This window comes from Photorhabdus sp. CRCIA-P01 (assembly GCF_003545805.1).
In the GTDB taxonomy this organism is placed as follows: domain Bacteria; phylum Pseudomonadota; class Gammaproteobacteria; order Enterobacterales; family Enterobacteriaceae; genus Photorhabdus; species Photorhabdus antumapuensis.
This window is the reverse complement of sequence record NZ_NMQR01000007.1, coordinates 137,578-157,562: the sequence shown is the minus strand read 5'-3', so window position 1 is coordinate 157,562 and position 19,985 is coordinate 137,578. Positions and strand designations below refer to the sequence as shown.

The 19,985-nt window shown below is 43.9% G+C and carries 7 protein-coding genes and 1 pseudogene; 4 read left to right on the top strand and 4 right to left on the bottom strand.

Annotated elements, in window-relative coordinates:
- Nucleotides 1-228 precede the first annotated feature (228 nt).
- A complete protein-coding gene (locus D3222_RS07060) occupies nt 229-501 on the top strand; it encodes a Tn3 family transposase (protein ID WP_118985527.1) in 273 nt (90 codons plus the stop codon).
- Between the two features lie 61 nt (nt 502-562).
- Here D3222_RS07060 and D3222_RS07055 read toward each other — a convergent pair whose 3' ends face one another.
- Nucleotides 563-1,687, bottom strand: coding sequence for an ISAs1 family transposase (locus D3222_RS07055; RefSeq protein ID WP_118985526.1), 1,125 nt, complete (start codon nt 1,685-1,687; stop codon nt 563-565).
- Nucleotides 1,688-2,107: 420 nt separating this feature from the next.
- Here D3222_RS07055 and D3222_RS25880 point away from each other — a divergent pair, with 420 nt between their 5' ends.
- Both D3222_RS25880 and D3222_RS25875 read left to right on the top strand, forming a co-directional pair.
- Nucleotides 2,108-2,518, top strand: coding sequence for a thiamine pyrophosphate-binding protein (locus tag D3222_RS25880; protein ID WP_339367485.1), 411 nt, complete (start codon nt 2,108-2,110; stop codon nt 2,516-2,518).
- 3 nt (nt 2,519-2,521) lie between these two features.
- Nucleotides 2,522-2,824 (top strand): annotated as a pseudogene (locus tag D3222_RS25875) (thiamine pyrophosphate-binding protein); the annotation flags it as partial.
- Nucleotides 2,825-3,249: 425 nt separating this feature from the next.
- Here the strand turns inward: D3222_RS25875 and D3222_RS07045 are convergent.
- Nucleotides 3,250-7,716: a SpvB/TcaC N-terminal domain-containing protein gene (locus tag D3222_RS07045; protein WP_118985525.1), complete on the bottom strand. Its 4,467-nt coding sequence runs from the start codon at nt 7,714-7,716 to the stop codon at nt 3,250-3,252.
- Nucleotides 7,717-7,772: 56 nt separating this feature from the next.
- Nucleotides 7,773-15,332, bottom strand: coding sequence for a neuraminidase-like domain-containing protein (locus D3222_RS07040; RefSeq protein WP_118985524.1), 7,560 nt, complete (start codon nt 15,330-15,332; stop codon nt 7,773-7,775).
- Nucleotides 15,333-16,026: 694 nt separating this feature from the next.
- On the opposite strand from D3222_RS07040, the gene D3222_RS07035 reads away from it, so the two are divergent.
- Nucleotides 16,027-16,941, top strand: coding sequence for a LysR family transcriptional regulator (locus tag D3222_RS07035; protein WP_118985523.1), 915 nt, complete (start codon nt 16,027-16,029; stop codon nt 16,939-16,941).
- Between the two features lie 166 nt (nt 16,942-17,107).
- Here D3222_RS07035 and D3222_RS07030 read toward each other — a convergent pair whose 3' ends face one another.
- Nucleotides 17,108-19,924 carry an RHS repeat protein gene (locus D3222_RS07030; protein WP_118985531.1) on the bottom strand — a complete coding sequence of 939 codons (2,817 nt, stop codon included), beginning with the start codon at nt 19,922-19,924 and terminating at the stop codon, nt 17,108-17,110.
- Nucleotides 19,925-19,985 lie beyond the last annotated feature (61 nt).

Genomic DNA, 19,985 nt, shown 5'->3' with positions numbered 1-19,985 from the left:
ACACAGCAGAAAAAGCTAAAAAAATCACATCCATTAATTCATGTTTTTTATTGATGTCAGAACGTGGGTCATCTATCTTGCTGATAAAGTTGAAAATACTCATTATTAAGATCACGCTTTTATAGAATAGAGAGATCTTAACGTTTTAATGAGAGAAGTGGCTATAAAAAGTTATATTTTGGTCTTTATTTAACCCAAATAACCTTGTTAAAATTGTGAGATCTTGCCCTGGACGTTGAAACAGCTTCCATTTCCGGTGATATGCACAGCATTAATCGGGTGAACTTTGCATTACTCCATTTATTTGGATACCGTTTTATGCCGAGATTTAAACAGCTAAACAATAAAACTAATAATAACTTAGTGGGATTTCAGGAGTCCAAAAAATACGCTAAATATGTGATAAAACCGAGTGATAAAGCAGATATTGGGTTGATTATTAATGAATGGGATAATGTTTTAAGGATCTTAGCCTCCTTAGCATTAAAACAAACAACATAAAGCCAAATTGTTCGTAAATTATCGGTTTATAAAAAGAACAGGGCTAACGCATCAAAGCTCATTATATAAACAAACTCAAGGATTCGAATAAATAATCATCATTTAAACAACAGAGCCTGCGCTTATTTTCCATGCTTAAATTACGGGATTTATTCTGTTTCAGCATGTTCAAAATCCATTTTCGTAGTACAGCTAAATTTTCACCGGCAAATCCCATCCGGGCCTGGAGTTTATCTTCTCGAAACGCAACATCAAGTGACCCGTGTAAATGATTCTCCACCGACCAGTGAGAGCGTATCGCTTGCAAGGCTTTCTCCGCATTCATTGGCTGGCTACTGATATAAAATCGCACAAAATCATGCCCACGTCCTTTTTCTGTCCGTTCAGATTGGACTGCTATTATCGTCTTTGCTTTCCATTTCTGACAAATGGGCATCTGCTCACCCACAGGGAATTGCCAGCATCGGCGATGTTCCCGGCGACCATGCTGATCATCAAATTGTTCGCAGAAAGAGGGACCGGCAATATCTTTTGGCGTATTCGCCCAAAAAGCGTGAAATTGCGCGCTGACTTCAGCAGCCAGTGTCGGCTGATTATCTTTGACTGCCAGCAAATAATCCGCGGATTTTTCCAGAATAATCTCGGCGATTTTTGTTTGCGTTCCCGCCGCATCAATGCTCACAAGACATCCTTCCAGCGCCAATAATTGGAGAAGTTCAGGAATGGCTTTTATTTCATTGGATTTTTTCTCCACTTTTTGTTGCCCAAGGCAGAGGCCCAGTTCAGTTGACCAGACATTGACGGTATGGATACGATTAGCTCCCCGACCTTTTGCTGTTGCCCTTAACGCCTTACCGTCAACCGCCAGTTGCCCTGAAAGACCTTCTTTTTTCAAAATATGACTCACCCATTCCTGAAACAATGATTGCAGGGTACTGGCTGGCATAATGGCAAAAATCCGGTTAAAGGTGTCATGTGAGGGAACCCCATTTGCCAGGGTTAACCAACGCTTAAACCATTTTTCGCGTTCCTGAGCAAAGAGCGCAATTTCGGACCCGGTATCAAAACCACACATCATGGCACAGAGTGTCATAAAAATGACCTCAGATAGCACATGAGAACATTTTGCTTGTTGACGTGGGTCAGGTAAGGCTTCAAGGTAGTCAAACAGGGCTTTCTGAGTCATCAATAAGGCCATTAATTACGGGAAGTTGTGGATAAATAACGGCAAATAGATAAGATTGCAACAAGAATAAAGCGTGGCTTATTTTGTACGGTTAATTCGTCATCTTATGGATAAAAAATGATCATGCGTTAGCCCTGGTACACTCTGATAGCCAATTATGTTGTCGTGAATGCGAAAAATATCGGGCTGAATGAGTATGAAGGCCACTCTCTCTATGACATGGTTTACAGCAATAAAAGTGCTGGAAGAGCATGTGAAACAATATTTTTGGAACGATGAATAGTCCTGACTTGTGATTTTCGAGGACTTTTACATTGGATACAAAGATAGTATTTAATCGTGATAATAAAAATATATTTATATTACTCTCGTTCTGAACGGTTTATATGAATATAAATTTAATTAAAATTATATCCATATATATGTCTGGTCATTGGTGGCCCAGGTGTTACGAATACTCTGACAGGTATAGCTTCTGCCTATACAGATAATTTCCCTGTTTTACTTTTAGCTGGGCAAATTTCATCAACAATGGAAATGCACAATGTTTTACAGGACAGTACCCAATCTGGGATTAATCAACAAGTGATTTTTTCTCCGGTAACTCGCGCAACATTTGAAGCTAAAGCTGGTCAATCAATCAGTCGGTTTCTGAGAGAATCACTCAGGGCAATGAAAGGAATTGAAAGAGGTCCAGTGTATCTGGGAGTAAGTAAGGAAATTTTAAATGAATATGATGGAAATCGCCTTGATATTAGTTCAACTGTTTCTGATTCCTGGAAAAATCGCCCAGTAGATATTAATAAAATATGTTCACCTGAACTTGAATAATTCATAAGTAAAAATCATAATTGTATTATTCTCGCGGGGTTACGCAGTAAAACATCTGAAACTGCTGATATGTTGTTAGCATTTGCAGAAAAGTATCATTTTCCAGTAGCAACAACACTTAGTGGTAAAGGGATATTTCCAGAGGATCATCCTCTGTCGCTCGGTATTTATGGTTATTCAGGTAGCCCCAGAGCTATTAAAGTATTTAAAGATCCGGGATTGGAGGGCATTATTTTATTGGGGGTAGATACAACCCAATGGAGCACAATGCTCTGGTCTCCAGAATTGCAACTTTCTGGTAGAACTATTCAGGTTGAATATCCTGACGGGAAGAAACAGTTGATTACGGTGGAAGGTGTAGTGCCGAAATACACAAAACCGTATGTATCTGCGGAGTATATCTCAAAAGATTGTTTCAGATATTGTCTGGATTCCAATATGTCGTCTTTTAAGGTACCAACTTATAATGGCTTACTTGAAGGAACTTAATCCGGTTTGAGTGATCGGGCAATCGTCAAAAAGAAAACGTCAACCCAACCGGACTGGGTTATGTCAATCATGGCACCTATACCCTATGGATTTCAAGACGTATCGTGACGGCAAGGGAGCGAATCCCCGGGAGCATAGCGAACTATGTGACCGGGGTGAGTGAGTGCAGCCAACAAAGAGGTAACTTGAAAGATAACGGGTATATCCGCTCGTTAACATTAAACGAGCGAATATTGATTCAATTATACGATTGCGTCAGCGGCCAAATCATTCTCATCCTCACTCACGGTAAACCACGGGAAATATTGGCTCTGTCGCAGCCAGCCTTTTGCGGTAATAACCCGGATTTCCCGCCCAATCGGATCATAGATATGTGTATCGGCATAGGCTTCTTTTCTGGCACTGTCATCACTCACATACCGCCAGTCGTTGAGGAAATAGGGCTGATAAGTTCGTATCGTCTGCCCCTTATTGTCATATTCAGTACGTCCCGTGACCGCCCAACGCGTCTTGGTATCCTCCATTTTTGTCACTAGAGCACCGTCTTGGTTGCGTTGCCAGGCTTCGCCTGCCTCATGCCGTACAGACGCTTGCAACAGGCGGCCAAAACCATCACTGAATGCGACTTGTTGGCGAATTTGCTGTCCAGAATCGCGGTCATAACGGTCCGTGGTCAGCGTAAGGTTATGGGGAGGTAAACCGATGCTGTTGGTTAACAGTTTAACCAGTGGTGTGCTGGCCTGTTGACTTTGCACCCAACGGCGCCGAGCCAGTGCGCAAATACGCCAATCTTCCGTGATAATCCGTAAATCACGCAGCGTCTTCTGCTCTTCTGGCGTTGATGTGTTGAAGGTTTCCTGACTGAACAGTGGCATCCAACTGTCTGGTGCATAAATCAGACACTGAGCTACAGGGAGTGGTCCGGTCAAATCAATAGCTGTACTGACATCGGTTGGCGGAGTGAACGGTTTTTCTTCTGGCGAAGAATAACCTGTTGCTACACCATTTTCGATTCCCCAGAAACGTTGCGTGACAGGACGTCCTAGTGCATCCAAAATTATGAGATGCACATTATCATTGATATCAGTCAGTTGCACCGGTGTGAGAAAACGCCAGTCATAATTGGCTGAGACAGTCAGACCAGCAGCATCTTGGGTTTGGGTGATGGCACAGTAGTGGGTATCCCATTTCAGTGTCGTTTTCCCGGTTAACTGAGTGTTACGTTGTGCGACAGGACGCCAAAATTGTGCCTCAGTCCCGTAATCGGTATAGCCTTTACGTGCTACCCAGATTTTGTCTTCGCCGGTGCGTGGGAATAGATAAGGTTCTTGTTGATATCCGGCCTGTATCAGAAGGCCGGGTAATTCGTCTGGTGTGATACCGCCCTCAAATGCGGATAACAGGGATTCCGTTAATACCGCCGTTTCGGTAAAGGCGATTAAAGCTTGTCGTGTCGGTGTTTTCAGTAGTGCTTGGTTTTTTCCATCGGTTTTCCCATCGGTATAGAACGTTCGTTGCTGGTTGAGGTATTCGCGTGGTTTATCATCGGCAATCAGGCTATTTTCAGCATATAGGGCTTCCAGATTTAAACCGTCAACAGGCACGTGTTTGGCATCGTAAGTAAAGGTATCACTGCGTGTACCATCCGGTAATCCCAACACTCTGAGTTCATTACCGGTTAGGTGATGCCAACTGGATTGTTGGCAGGTTAACCGCAATCGCTGTTGTTGGTCATCATAACTGCTGGCAAACAGGGTATCCGGTAGTGTGTCAGGATATGGATTGGTTGTCGGTTGACTGCGGCGGGGATATTGCACCGAAACTTGTTTCAGTGGTTGCCCGAACAGGTCACTGGACAGAGTGATGTCCTGATTGCACTGGGGGTCACTGATAATACGTTCATAGTGATAACTACGGATTTCCACGACTGAGGCCCAGAGTACCGGGGAAACGGTAGTGCTATCTTGTAATCGACGCACTTGTGGGCGGGATTCCGTCACTGTATAGGGGATCTTTTGCTGTTCGCTGCCGTCTAGCCCGTAGAGTTCACTACGCAGTGGCTGACCTTTTAGTGCCCGGTTTAACCAATACAGATTAGGGTCATCTTCCGGTGTCAACGGAACATCTTTGCCCTCTTTCCAGAGAGTAAAGCGTGGCGTAAAACCGGTGAAAGCTTGCTTATCACCGCGCCAATACCCGGAGGATAGCGTGTTATCTACCGCAGGGACCCCAGTGGCATACCAGTTTTTGGTGAGTGACGGTGGTGTACGTTCCGGCGCATTGCCTTGAGCCAGTTGATGGCTGTCCGTCTGTTCAACATAACCAAAGCCACGAAATTCCCGCTCACGTCCATCCCAGGCACCGTGGGCGTAACGTAAAGTGGTTACTAACTTATTGCCACTGATTTCATCCTCTGTCTCTGTTTGCCAAAGGGTATGGACTGGGAAAGGCAGATAACAGACCGGTATTTGTCCGGTAGCTAATGCCGCGGCTTTTTCATCCAGCCAGAATTGGACAGAGCTACGGTAATGCAGGGTGTGATGAGCACCCATGTTGTTGTTCATTTCACTGAGCAACCACGGTTTCGCGTTGGTCAGATCGCAGCGCCAATGATGTGGTGCCATATGTGGTACGCTCAGGATCAGGCTGACAGCCCCTAACCCTTGTACATCGGCCACCTGTAACTGGCAAGTATCATCAAAACGCAGGCCGTCAGGAAAATGGAGTGTGAATGGTTTTGTAAAACCGTTACCACTTTCATTCCTGAAAATATCCAGATGGTCAGCGTGAACATAAATCAAATCGGCAGGACCACTGCCATCCAGATCGGCCAGATGAACCCGGTTAGGATTAAAATTGGCGGCGGATTGGCTGAATCCCGGCAATGTGATGGGCTGACCAAAACGGCCATGTCCCAGATTTGGCCAACAGGTGACTTTAGTTGCACTAACTTCAACCAGATGTGCTTGGCCCGAACCGAGTAAGTCACTAAATGCCACTAACTTACGGGCATCGGCACCCGGTAACGGCAGGGTGATATCACCGGATTGCACCACATCCCGCCCTTCGGTAAAACCATCACGGTTATTAGCATACAAGCGCACACTTTTGGGACCAATCAGCACTAAATCGGACAGTCCGGCTCCCATTAAATCGGCAAGTTGGGCACGGGGATGAGAATATTCTATCGGCAAGGCATGTAATGGTGTAAAACGTGTCCAGCTACCATCCGGGTGTTGGCTGTGATAGCCCCTTAGCCCCGGCCCGGTGATAACCCAGTCCAGTTGCCCGTCACCGTTAATATCCATCAGTGAGGCGTTATCCTGCAAAGCGGGTATGGTGGGAAGGAGTTGCATTTTCCCCCAAGTGACCGCATTCATCTCTTCCCCTGTTTGACGTTGGGCAGATCGATACCACCAGCCATTTCTATCTTGATACAGAATACCGGGCATGCCTTCTCCTTTCAGGTCAAGCAGTTGCCAGCGCTGAATGGTGTTGAAATTTGCCAGTACATCCATTGGTTGCCAGAGTGCTTTTTGTTCTGGCTCAAAAGATTGATAAGCCAGTTCCAATGGTGGCAGGGTGACCGCCGTTGTGCCATCTTGCTGATGTCCCACTCGGCGGACAGAAACGAGCGTACTGACCACCGTGTTTTCGTCATAATCCAGTATCAGACGTGAAACCAACGCGGGTCCATCGTCCCCTTTGGCCTGATCAGACAGGGTTTGTAGACGGTGAAACATCAATATCTGGTGGCATAAGCGCCGGGTGCGCAATTCAAAACCGTATTCATAACGGGAAAAACGGTCCTGGCGGCAAAGCCAATGGTTTGTGGCTTTAAATGGCGGCATTTCAGATAAGCTGTTTTTACGCTCACCGTAATCAAATACTAAACAGAACAACCAGCCAGATTTGAGTGGGTCATCTCCGTTTAGTGTGGGAAAAACTTCGCTGGCGGTTAGGTTACCGTAATGTACTGCTTGCAGGTAGCGCTGAACGGTTGCGTTCGGGTGGGCTGTGAGCTCGTTAGTTGCACAACCTGTTTCATCCTCGGCCTGATACTGATAATAAATCTGCTCACCGTGGGATGATATAGAGGCTTCCAATAGCCATTGTGCTGTTTGGTTAACATATTGTGCTGTTTGGGCAACGTTTAGTGGATTGCTGATACGTGCCTGAGGGTTTTTGCCCAGTAAATGGACCTGCCCGTCGGGGCTGTATATCAGCCAGAAATCGGTTGTGCCTGTTGTTTTGGGTTGCCAGTATTCCAACCGGCTAAAGTGGCTTTCCAGACGGGAGCGATAACCGGTAACGGTGAAGGTCGTCCCCAAATTGATGCCCTGTAATGAGGATTCACCGCGGATATCAGCTTGACCTTCCTCATTTAATGCTACGACCAACACTTCACCTTCCGGACCCAGAAAAGTATCGGTTTCATCGTAATTCGGCACGCCGGTACTGGTGCGACGACGAATTGTCATGACGTTGCAGTCCCAACCGAGACCAAATGGGCTGTTACCGGTTCCACTGTTGTAATTCAGAGTGAGTGAAGGGGCATAACCACGCCCGGCGGAAATGGGTAATGGCAGGGATAAGGCAGCCATACCATCCGGCCCGGTTGGCGTTAATGCTTCACCCATACCGGTAATGGCGCCGCCGCCCTTGGGTAATGATAGCTCGGTCACACTGAATGTCTGTGAATTCTGCATGGAAACTCCTTACCAGGCCCCGGTTCGGGGCCTGTCTTAGTTCTGTGTTGGGACGGTTATTTAATGGTGTAGCGAATATGCAAAATGATATCGCTCAGGGTTTTTAGCATAGTGGCTTGTTTACCTTTGTCCGGTGTTGATGCATTTGGGAAACTCAGTGTCAGTGTACCCTGATCAATGACGATACCTTCGAATGGCAGGAATTTGCCATCGTTGAAATCGAGCTGGAATTGGCCGCTGTCATTCATACCGTGGGAAACTGCTAGCGCTTCGCAGCCGTTCGCTAATCCGGCTTTATCGCCGTAAGACAATATTGCCTGCACATCCTGATAAGGTCCCAGTAGCGCGGGCAAGGTGACGCTAATCTGTTTGATGCGTCGGATTTTGCCAAGAGATGCCGGGTAATCCTCACGAATTTTCAAATCAGCTAATGAAATGGATGCCTGCAAAGAGGTTTTAGTGTCCGTGCCGGTGCCAAACGCCAAATTATTATTACCACTGCCGGCACTGCCTGAGCCTGCATTCACTAGCTTCTCAATTTCTTGAGCCAGGGAGAATGGGCCTTTATCTTTTGGTAATCCAGCATAAATTTCGGCCAGCGACACCGTGCGTTCAACCTCTAGTGCACGTTTATCGCGTTTCAGATGGGCATCTTCCATTTGTGCCAGACTCAGCATCAAGGTTTCACCCGCAAGCAGACCGGCATAAGTGCCTTGCCAAGCGCCCGGTTTGACAAAGCGTTCAGAGTTATCATTGAGTTCCCACCGGTAAGCCTGTTCTGCCATGAGACAACGCGCCACGGCCAAATCGTAGAACTGGAAGTAAATCGCCGCCAATCGGCCACGTAGCCAGTTGTACAATGCCTGATTGCTGAACTTACGTTGCAGGAAGGCCAATTGGGATTGAGTCTGTTCTTGTTGGGTTTTCAGACTGGTTTTCTGCAATACGGCGGCTTCACGGCGTACCGCCAGCGATTTAAACTGAGCGTCGATTTGCTTCAATTCCGCTTCGGCATTATTACGCTGGATCTCCCACTCCTGACGGCGACGACGGTAGGTTTCAGATTGGCTAATTTTATCCGCTTCGGTATTCATAACATTAGCGGAGAATTCCATTACATAGCCGGTCGCCTCAGCGATAGCTCCCCAACGGCTACCTCCACCGGCGAAGCCGAAGATATTAGGCACCAGATCAGCCGCTGCGCCAGCCAAACGGGATGCTTGAACTGCCGTGGTCAGCCCGGCTGCGGACGCTCGTAGCGTCATAGCTTGGTTTTCACCGGCATTGATGTTTTCATCATACAGTTTGCTATAACTATCAAAGCGCGATTGGGCTCCCGCTTTGGATTTTTCCAGCGCGGCTTTCTCGGTATCCAATTCTTCAATGGTTTTGTCTTGAATGCTCAGGTTAGTCAATATCAGTTCTGCGGCCTGATTTTGTAATAACGCATTAAGCGCCTCTGCATCCTGACGTTCGATAATATTTTGTAACGTAGAGCCGAACTGGATGAGCTGGCTAACCATGCCGCGAGCATTTTCCAGCATGTGCGGGAAACGCCAAAGTGACATAAATGACTCTGGTAGCTTGCCTCCACCTTGAGAAGTGGCAACAGCGGCACTGAGTAACGCTTTTGGGTCCGCCGGTGTGGCATAGATTGGCAGATATAGCGGTTGACCGTCGATAGAGAGGTTATGACGCAGGTTGTACAATCTCTGGGCCAATGTCTGCCAGTAATTCATCATCACTTCATTGATTTGTGGCAGGAAGAGATCAGTCAGGGTATTGGCACTGCGTAATGATAAAAGTGCCGGTGTGCTCTGTCGCAGGGCGACTATTGAGCTTGAGTAAGCATTTTGGGTAGTAATATCTGCGGCTCTGTCTAACCGTGGATCACTCCATGTCGTACTCAGTGGCAGATAAGGTTTATCGCCTAACAGATGCTGCGCTTGCATATACCACATCTTCGCTTCGTTAAGTGTATCTCGCTCCAGTTGGCGGTAAGCATGGTCGCCGCGCGCGATCAACAGATCAAGGGTGCGCATAAAGCTTGAGACTTTGTAATGCATTGGATCGTGTTGTGCCACCGCGTCAGGATCGACGGAATCCAAAGGATCACTGTTCCAACCGGTATCTTCCAGTAACGGGCGGACGTTCCATTGATAGTTCTGAATTTGACCGTGAACAATATAACCGGATGGGCTCCAGACATATTTCAGCCAGCGGTTCGCTTCGTCAAAGTTTTGTTCATGTAGTAAACGTTGGGCAACCAGCATCGGGGTATAGTAGAACAGTTCCCAGAAATAGAGGCTGTTGGCGCCGCTGAAATCCATTGGTTCTGTGAAAGTGGGCACGACTCTGGCTGATGCAAGCCCTGGGAAAGTCCCATTTTTATAGGTAGTGTCGAATATTGCGAGTTCATCATTGTTATCCTTTTTAACAAAGCGGATAGCATTTGTTTCCTGCTTTTGATAAACCGCATAGACATAGAGATTATCTTTATTTCCATGAGCATCATCAAAACGGGATAAGAATAATTGTACTTTTGTTGGCGCGATATCGCTTAATGTCCCTTGATAAATAGGGAACTTATCTCCTGATTTAAAAATATCATAATACATAATCGTAAAGGATTTATTAGTGCCGTGGATTTCTGGATTATATTTATCCATAACTAATTCCACGTAGGCACCAATTCCCATCATGGATTCTTGGATATTCTGGGTTTCCATGCTGAGAATTGTATCGATTCCGGTGGTAGCGCGTGCAACCAATTGGCGAGCGAATAGAGTATTCAGGCGAGTACGATAGGCTTTCCATTGCATATATTGCGCACCATTTTCATTATGGTGAAGGGTCAGAGCATTATCGGTATTCACCTTGCGGGTAACAGGAATACTGAAACTTTCATAACCCAGTTTGCGTCCATCCTCCGCAAACGCAGTAAAGGTGACATCAATACTGGCTGAATTATTATTAAAATTCAGACCAGAGCCATCTATTTCGAGAGCATTAAATTGATAATTCATTTCATCAAAGCTAGGTGATGGCTGAATGGAGACATCTTTATCCGCAGTAAAAGTTTGCTCTTTGCTACCTGCTTTTACTGTTACCTGAACTTTTGCCGCAGGAATTGCAGTTTTGATCTCTTTTGCATCATTGACATCAGTAGCAATAATACGGAATCCATTATTTGTGTCCTCCATATAGAGATATTGTTTAAACAAAGGTTCTTGGTTAGAAGTATCTATAATATAGCCGTTATTACTATTGGTAGTTTCTGAATATAGGCTTTGCCCCCAATTAGGAAGAAAGAAACTTACTTTACCAATTTGGTTATCCCGATAAAACAGTAATCTACTTTCTCTATTATTAGTCGCATTTCCACTATATTGATAAACCGGGTATATTAACTTTTTATTTGATGTCCATTGTGTATTGACACTCAGATTGGTATAGATAATGAATTTATCACCCAGTTTGCCATATTTTTTTATCAGGCTGCACTGATTACGTGTTCTTTCATCGGCACCTTCATGGGTAATTCTTAACTTAGGTGAGATATGGATTTTTAAATCACTTGATGAGGCTTGATAACGGATAATAGGAATATCTCCGCCATGTACCATACTGAGATTATATTCCCCTCGGCCATAACCTTTATTGCTGTTTACCGATGAAGGAATCTCATAATTTTCCGCATAGCGGTTATTCACTCTTCTGACGTTGTTGGTATCAAATTGTTGATAGCTGTTATCCCGATAAGCTTGGCATTGTTCATCGGTCATATCTTTGGATGCCATATCGGCAAAGATATATAGCCCTTGCATTGAAGCGGTTTTATAACTATCAAGCGTGTCTTGTTGGTTATAAAACATAACCAGCAACGTATCTTCACCTTGATAACCAGCACAATAGAGCCCTGGCGCTTTATTCTTTTCCAATTCCAGGATAATCATTTTTTCATTGACATCAAAGGTGATTGGCGTATTCCAGGTGCCGTCGTAACGGATATGTGCCAATTTTAGTTCATAACGATAATCTGTTTCGGTTTGATAACCATCTTTACTATTTCCTGTCTGTTTGGTGATCTCCTTTTGTTCCAACCAGAGCAGATAGAGTCGGGATTTATACATCACTGGGCGGATAGTGCTTCGGTAAGGATTAATTGGACAATCAATTTTGTGCCACTCGCTCCAGGCATTGGCGGCAAATTTACCCTCACTGGATTTACTATGATCGACACTGCGCCAATAATATTCACCAGTATCAGTTTCACTGAGGCCGATAAAATAGGTCATCCCTTGATCGTTGTTAATATTATCGTGATATGCGCTGATAACTTTAAGATTAGCCACCTGTTCAAACGATGTCAGGTAAGACATAAAGGCGTCTTCGACGGTATCGGCGTTTAATTGGCTTTGGCTGACGGATTGCAGTAATGCGTCCATCATTTTGGTTTGTCCGATGCGCATGGTCGGATCAATATAGTTTTCTGGGTAGTAAACTAATTGAGAAACACCCGCCCAAGTGCTGTAGCGTTTGTTATATTTGTCCCAGTCAATAAAGAACTGGCGACTGATAACCCCTGAATTAGCATTTTCTTCCACATTTTCCAGCGTTCGGTTGACGTACAGTTGAATACTGGCAATAGCTTCGGCGATCCGGGTCGTTTTTATTGCAGCGGAAACTTGATTATCAATCAGTAAATACTGATACAGGTCATCACGGCTTTTAATGGCCGCCGCTGCTTTGGCGACTTGACGGATATAGTAGGTGCTTAATGCGGCACTGCGAGATTCATCCAGAAAAGCGTGTAATGTATCGGCCTGTTGTGCATTCAATCCGGCGGTTAATACTCCCGCCGCGTTTTCCCACTGGGCATAGGTCGGTATTTTTTGATTTAATTGAATATAATCCAGCCCGACCAAAGCGGAAACGCCCTGCGGGGCGACATTCAATTGTTGTGCAACATTAATCCATTGCAGGATAGTGTTGATGGATGTCCAACAAGAGAAAGCATTTTCTTGCGTCACTGGAGGAAGATGTGGATGGTTTTGTGCTTGAGTACTGGCTTGCAATAGCAAATTGGCATCAAGATTCATGGCATCAGCCAATTGTTCCGCCGTTAAACTGTTAGCTTCAAACGCCGCTAATACGGAAGAGGCTTTTTCACCTAACGCGTTAACCCAATCAGCAAAACGCGTCAGCATGATCAATGAGAGCGCATCATGCGCAGGTACTGCCTCAGTTGACGAGCCAAACATCTCTGGTTTTGTCACAAACAGACGGAAGGCGTTTTCGTTGATGCCGGTGGAATGGTAAACCATTTCCAATTGTGCTAACGCCTGACAATATTGAACAATATGTTCCTGTGTTTCTAATACTTCCGATGAATCTGGCGTATATTGAGTATTCAACCAGTCCCAGAATTTTTCTGCTGTCATTGCGCCGTCGCCGGGCTGTAACTTATCTGCCCAAAGCAGTATGGAATGAGCGACATTTTCCGATGATAATTGCAAAGTAGCCGCAATATAGGGTGCCATCATAGGTAGTAAATCTGCCTTGTCTTTATCAAAGCCTTGTAAACCGTGGTAGACGGTATCTAGCAGATTCTTAATTTCAGGCGTCAGCGTTTTATTATAGCTGGTGGCGGTCATGACAAATAATTGGAATACACTCCACTTCTGTGTCTGTAGCCAGCCGGTAATGGTATTGAGTTTTCTGATCAGTGTCGCCAGTTGTTTATCACTGATAGCGGATAAATTAGTTTTTCCTTCACCCACGGCAACCAGTAATAAATCCAACTCATCAATGGTTAATTGATGAATTTCTGCCAGTAATTTCCCGATATATAAGTTGGAGAGATTCTCTAAGTTATTTTTAATCTTTCCATCTTGATTATTATGGTTGGTAATTTTAAGCAGACGGTAGAGCGAGACATCATCGATATTAAAGGCACGTTTAAGTACCGCTTTGCGCCAATCGCCAGTGCTACCTGGATTTAAATCAATCTCTTCATCTCCGGTAGAAAAATATTGGCCGTTCAGTAATGGCGTATTAAACAGGCGATCAAATTGGCTAGATTGATTATCATATGAACGTTGTGAAATAAGTGCATTGGATAATATCAGGGCAGTTTCAGCATTAATAGTATAACGCTGCATATAGTATTTAGTCAGAAAAACTTTGCCTAATACTTCTATGTTGATATCCAGTTGTTGATTAACACTACGCACAATGCTTTCCAGAATGGTGGGTGATAATTCTGTTGCACGAGATAGGCGAATCGCTTTATTGAGTTTTAGTAGGAAAGAGTATTGGTTATACTCTTCAACGGTAAATTTTGCGGCCGCATATGCCCAAGAACTGGAGGGAAGTACTCTTGTTAGGCCAATTTCAAAAGGTTGGCTAATATCAGTTGTACTTAATGTGATATGTTCTGAGTATTCTATGTTAACCTGAGGTGCTCCTTCAGTTCGAATAAGTTCTCTTTTATCATTTAACTTGATGGATAAATAAGAGGCATTCCAAAAATCTTTGAATTTATAATTTAACTGATAATTCTCACCACCGTAGGGAAAGAGCTCTACGTCTACTTGATTGGCATTTGTTGTATATTCGCGGGTAATCCGATATACCTTGACTGTGCCATCACTGCTGTTGACTACTGGAGTAATGAGCTGGTTATTACTGTATTCCTGTTGACCAAAATTGCTGGCTTTACCAATAAACTGGCTAAGTTCTTCATCACTTAAATTATAATAACGTTTAAGGTATTCCGGCATTGCCAGTGAAGCCGGTTCGATATGACCAAAATTTTTCTTATAAAGTTCCTCGGCATTACCTTCGGTAATCTCTTCCGTCAGAATATTAAACAGCTCAGGTGAGATTGAAGCATTAATACCCAATAGGGAGGCTTGATGCATCAGCCCGGCAATGGCTGGTGAAGCATTTAATTGCTCAAGCCCAGGATCTTGTAGCTGGATAACTTTACGCACATTTTCGTAAGCATCGTGATAAGGCGTCGCGCCGGAAGGACGGAAAATGGAGAGCATTTCCATCACTTTAGTGTAATTGTCCAGCTTAGACTCAGTTTTAATGCTTTCTAATAACAGCTCATTGGATAAAGAAAGAGTGGAAAGTTCCGTATCCATATTTTGCTGGCTGAGCGCCATTGATTTGAGATCTGGGCGGCGGGTATCCAGATGGTAAACGGAATCGTCCGCATGCAAATTGCGTGCTTCACGATAAAGTTCAGTCAAATAAGCGGCGGGTGAAAACATAGAGGAAACGGTACCCGGTGCGACATATTGACTGGCTCTACCACTAAATTGATTGTTATAGCCTATCAGTTCCGTATTAGACGCTACGATGGCAAGATGTACAGCATTTTGTAATTGAGGATTCGCGCGTTTAAGAATATGCGCTTCATACAGCCGGTTATCCTTTTGGGCCTGTTGTGCATCATGATATAAGTCGTGTGCTTCGGACCAAGAGAGATGTTCGGATACTTGCTGGTGAAATTCGTTAAAAGAGCTGTGGCTAATATCCGTCAGGCAATTAAAACCACACTGGCTTTTTAATACATCAGGTATCTCTTTTACAGGATAATTCATATTTATTCCTTTTAAATCATAAAGTAAATGAAACATCCGTGTTGTCTTTACATCATGGATCAATCAGAGAATGATTCCGTTCCATCGGAAGAAGAGATAATCAAATATAGATTTTGAGAAATAGCTGAGATAGGCATGGCAATAACTTGCGAGTGAAAAACAGACATACCTTTATCTCTCAGAAAATCACTATCTCACTGTTTTCTTTAAATAGCTGTTGCAAAAAAGGCAGATGCAAAATTTGCAACTGATTTTCTAGTCAGGGTTGGCTGGAAATAGTGCTCTGTTGTTTACCTGATGAACGGTACGAGGAAAGCGAAGTTTAGTGATAACGAATATAAATTGTGCAATTTATCTAACATTAAAATTGCACTCATTACATATTGAGCATGATAGTGTTTTGTCAACCAATTGAAATGTTTAATTAAATGGTCAATCGTGCCTATTTTTACTTAATGACAATATGTCAAATTTCTTTATGATCATTATTGTAACATAAAGAGGGGGTATATTTATTTTGCAATAATAATGAAAATTGTTTGATAAGCGCTAAGAATAAAGATGATAAAACTCAAGCTCAGTTAATGCATACCTCAATGTTAAATAATGCAAGACAGAAAAGTTGTTGTCATGTTTTGTTGTTAACATTCCATTCTATTGCGGATGGAACGATGAATTAAAATAAGAAGGATATATGATGCTATTTTGTTCAAAGCACTTGAAGTATTTTATGGAATCAGCGAAAAAAGAGTCATTCACTTTAGCCGCGGATACGCTTTGTATTACTCCCTCTCCTTTAAGTAGGATCATATACCAATTGGAACAACGTGTGGGTTGTCAATTATTTGAAAGATTACCGGGCAGGACCAAACTCACTGAGGAGGGGAGGGCATTATATCAGGAGTTATTGCCGTATTATGAGAGAATTCAGCGAGTTGAGGATAATTGGCATTATCGTGGAAGTAGGAAATTAACAAACGCGGGCAAACTGGTTATCGGGACAAGTGGAGAATATATTAATAATATCCCGGCAGTGATAAAAAGAGCCGTTCAACGTTATCATTATCGTGATATTTACATAAGAAATAATTTTCTTATTGATGATTCGGCAAGAAAAGAGGCAATATTTTCTTCTTTAATGAAAGGAGAGATAACGGTCCATGTGACGACTGAACATTATCCTGACAACGATAATATTATAAGAATAGATGGAACTTATCAGGTGCTGCGTCTTGCTATCGCTAATGATATTTTAGGATCGGAAAGTCATGCTGATGATATTATATCCACACTGCCTTTGGCTCAACATAATAGCGCTTTCTTGAAACAGTGTGACGGTTTTATTCCACTGAATTGTCTGCCCGAATATCACAATTTAACTTTGCTAACTGTTCCTGATTTTACTAATCGGTTGGACTTAGTGAGATCAGGTGTCGCGATAAGTTTAATGACACCGAATGAAGTGCTCTGTTCTGCTGACCTTCATAAAGGAATCACCTTTTTGAATTTTAAATCGTATCCAACACCATCAGTGAAATATTGTGCTTATACTCTTAGAAGTAAGTATAACGAGCCGTTGAATTTATTAATTTCCGATTTAATTCTTTAGGGTTGTTTATCATTGAATTAATTAAACCACGGGTCTGGATTAATGCAATATTATCGTGATTGAATGAAACTTTCTTGAGCTTTTAATGATGGTTGGTTGTTAAATCCCCTGAATCAAAGTTCAGGGGATCTTTTATGGCTAAATGAAAGAAGCTATTCCGCGCAACTTAATTGGTTCTGGATGAGGTGAAGTTGCCTGTATAAGTATTACGTACATTCCTATGAGTGGCCGCGGAGGGGTTAATATCTTGTAATAATACATACGTATCTCTACCTTGATGGCTCATTGAAACAACCTCGAATGGTGTTTCTCTGGGGAGTAGTATTTCCGCTTGTCCAGCTTGTGGCCCACTGACTCTTAGTTTCAATTTTTCAGTAAGGCTTTTTCTCGAATCGTTTAAATCCATCTTAAATACTTGCTCCTCGCCAGCGTTATTATATATAGATGCTGCTGCGACATTGGTGCCGGCATTTGTTAAAAATGCCATTTTGACATATCGTGTTTCACTGGTTTCCTTTTTGTGAGTAAAATTCAGAAAACCACGATGGGCCGATGTTGATAAATAAGCATTATCTGAAACGATATCACCAACGTTAATGCTATTTCCTTTCTGTGGAGAATGCCAGGGTGAGGGGGTGGAATTATCGATATAGGTCATCACCCGATAAGTTACCCGCATTTGTTTCTCTTGCAGGGCAGATAATGTGGAGTCTAAATTTTGCACTGCCGGCGTAATACGGTTTTCCCTTATCGCGGCATTAATTTGTGAGCTATCTGTGGTGTAGTTTTTAATTGGGCTAATATCTACACCGGGGTTGTTGGTCAATAATTCATGGGATTCTTGCTCTGTTTGTGTTGCGATAGCCCTTTGTCGTTTGAAAGTTTGAGATTTTGCCATTTTTTTATAAACGGCTTCTTCCATTCCGGTAAAGGAACCCTGTTTTATTATCGCTTCTTCTGTTCTGTTGGCCGGTGATAATCCCTGAACATCAAACTGTGTCACCGGATTATTTCTCACCATGCGATATAAATTTAGACCATCAATTGTTCCTGCCGGGTCGGCACTTAACCATCTGCCGGCCCACGGTTGGTAATAGCGGTAGCCGTAATAATACAACCCGGTAGCATCCCGTTCTTTACCTGAATAGCGAATGGTTTTATAGCTGGCTTCGGTTTGATTTCTTGCTGCCCACAGCGCTGTCCCGCCAAATGGATAATACTCTTCTTCACTGATAATTTGTCCTTCGCTATCTAATTCAAGTTGGCTGGAACCGATAAGATTATCGTAGCTGTAACGAAGCTGATTATTGTTGATATCTTCTGGCTTACCGTTCTCCCAATGTAACACTCGGACTTGCGCACGACCGGCTTTACCTAGCGTAATAACTTGCAAATATTCCGTAGTGGTGGTGTCACGTTGTGTTGTGCGTAATTCCAGCCCCGGCAGATAAATTACTCTTTGTTGCGGCTCGATATTCTGAGTTTGTTGTTCATTCACTTTTAGCTGTCGTATGCCGTTGCTATCGTAGCGGTACCATTCATTTCCTGCGGCACTGTTGACTTGTTTCAATTCACCTCGCGGGGTCCATATTAGGGCTTGACCGGATAACAAACTGGTTTGATGGCCTCCCGCATCAAATAAGGCATCGACTTGGGTTGGATCTTCGCTCAGTGTGCTTAGCACCGCGCGGTTGCTGCGATTTGAAACCGTTATCTCCGTTGTGTGGTTATTTTGTGTGGCCGGTGAGCTGTGCTGAATTTTCATCAGATTGCCGCCACGGTCATAACTGTAGCTACGGGTATAGTTAGTGTAGGTGTTGTTATCAGTAGATAGAGCCGGGGAAGGAAATGATTGGCTTTGCTGACCTATATTCGCCATCTCGCGCCCGGTGGCACTGATAAGCTGATACAGGGAATCGTAGGTATAAGTGTTTTCCGGCACTATTTTCTGATTGCGCCAAAAGCGGGTGGCTTCCGCATCGTTATGGATACTGATGACATTGCCTACCGGGTCATATTGATAGCGTAAATCTTGCAACACTTTGGCGTCTGATGGACGGCGGGTAGTGATACCAATAAGCCGCTGGGTTTCCGGTTCATAATTGTATTCGGTGATAACCCCGTTGCCATGTTCTTCGCGTAATTTTTGCCCGGCGGCGGAGTAGGTCAGCGATTTGATAATCACTTGTTCGGCCTGACCCTTGAGTGTTAACCAACAGCCTTTTAGCTGCCCAGCCACATCATAGGCCAGCCGCTGGATGTTGCCTTTGGCATCGGTCTGGATAAGTAAAGCCCCGGTGGCATCGGTTTTATTTTGGGTAGTATAGACATCACTGCTCAGTTTTTGCTGCCAGAGGCTCTGATCATCGCCTGACCAATCCGCATTCTGATCATCGACAAGTAATTGTTTCGATTGTGATAGCACAGCGCCGGTTAGAGAAAGGCTGTTGAGTTGGGTGAGCCCTGCGGTATCGTAATGGCGGACACACTGACCGGCAAGATTGTGGTCTTTTTCTTGCGGTGTGTTGCCAGCCCAGATAAGACGCTCGATGGTTTTCTCTTCGGCCTGTACTTGTTCAGTGATAGCGAGCAGCCGACCGGGTAGGGTGTTATCTTCATAACGATGATTTTGGCGGACACCAGTTGCATTGACGATCAATATTGGGCGACCTTCAATATCGTTGAGGGTAATTGTTCGGCCAGCGTCGATGCTCTCTGTTCGCAAGATATCGCTGGTCAAATTATGCTGCCAGATAAAATTCGGCTGTACTGTGTTATTAGTCTGCCTGATGTCATACAAGCGAGGATCAATGCTTTGGTTCAAATATCCACCGGCATTATATTGATGGCGGGTAATACGGGTATCGATATTTGCGTCTGCGGTAGCACGGTGAAAACTAATATTACGGATAGCTAATCCTCGGTTATCGTGAACACTGACGGTAGGCGTATGGTGATAAAGTTTTGGGTCAATATTTTTCATCATGTGACTTCCTTTGTTATGTTGATTGAATTCAGTCCTTTTACATAATAGGGATAATTTT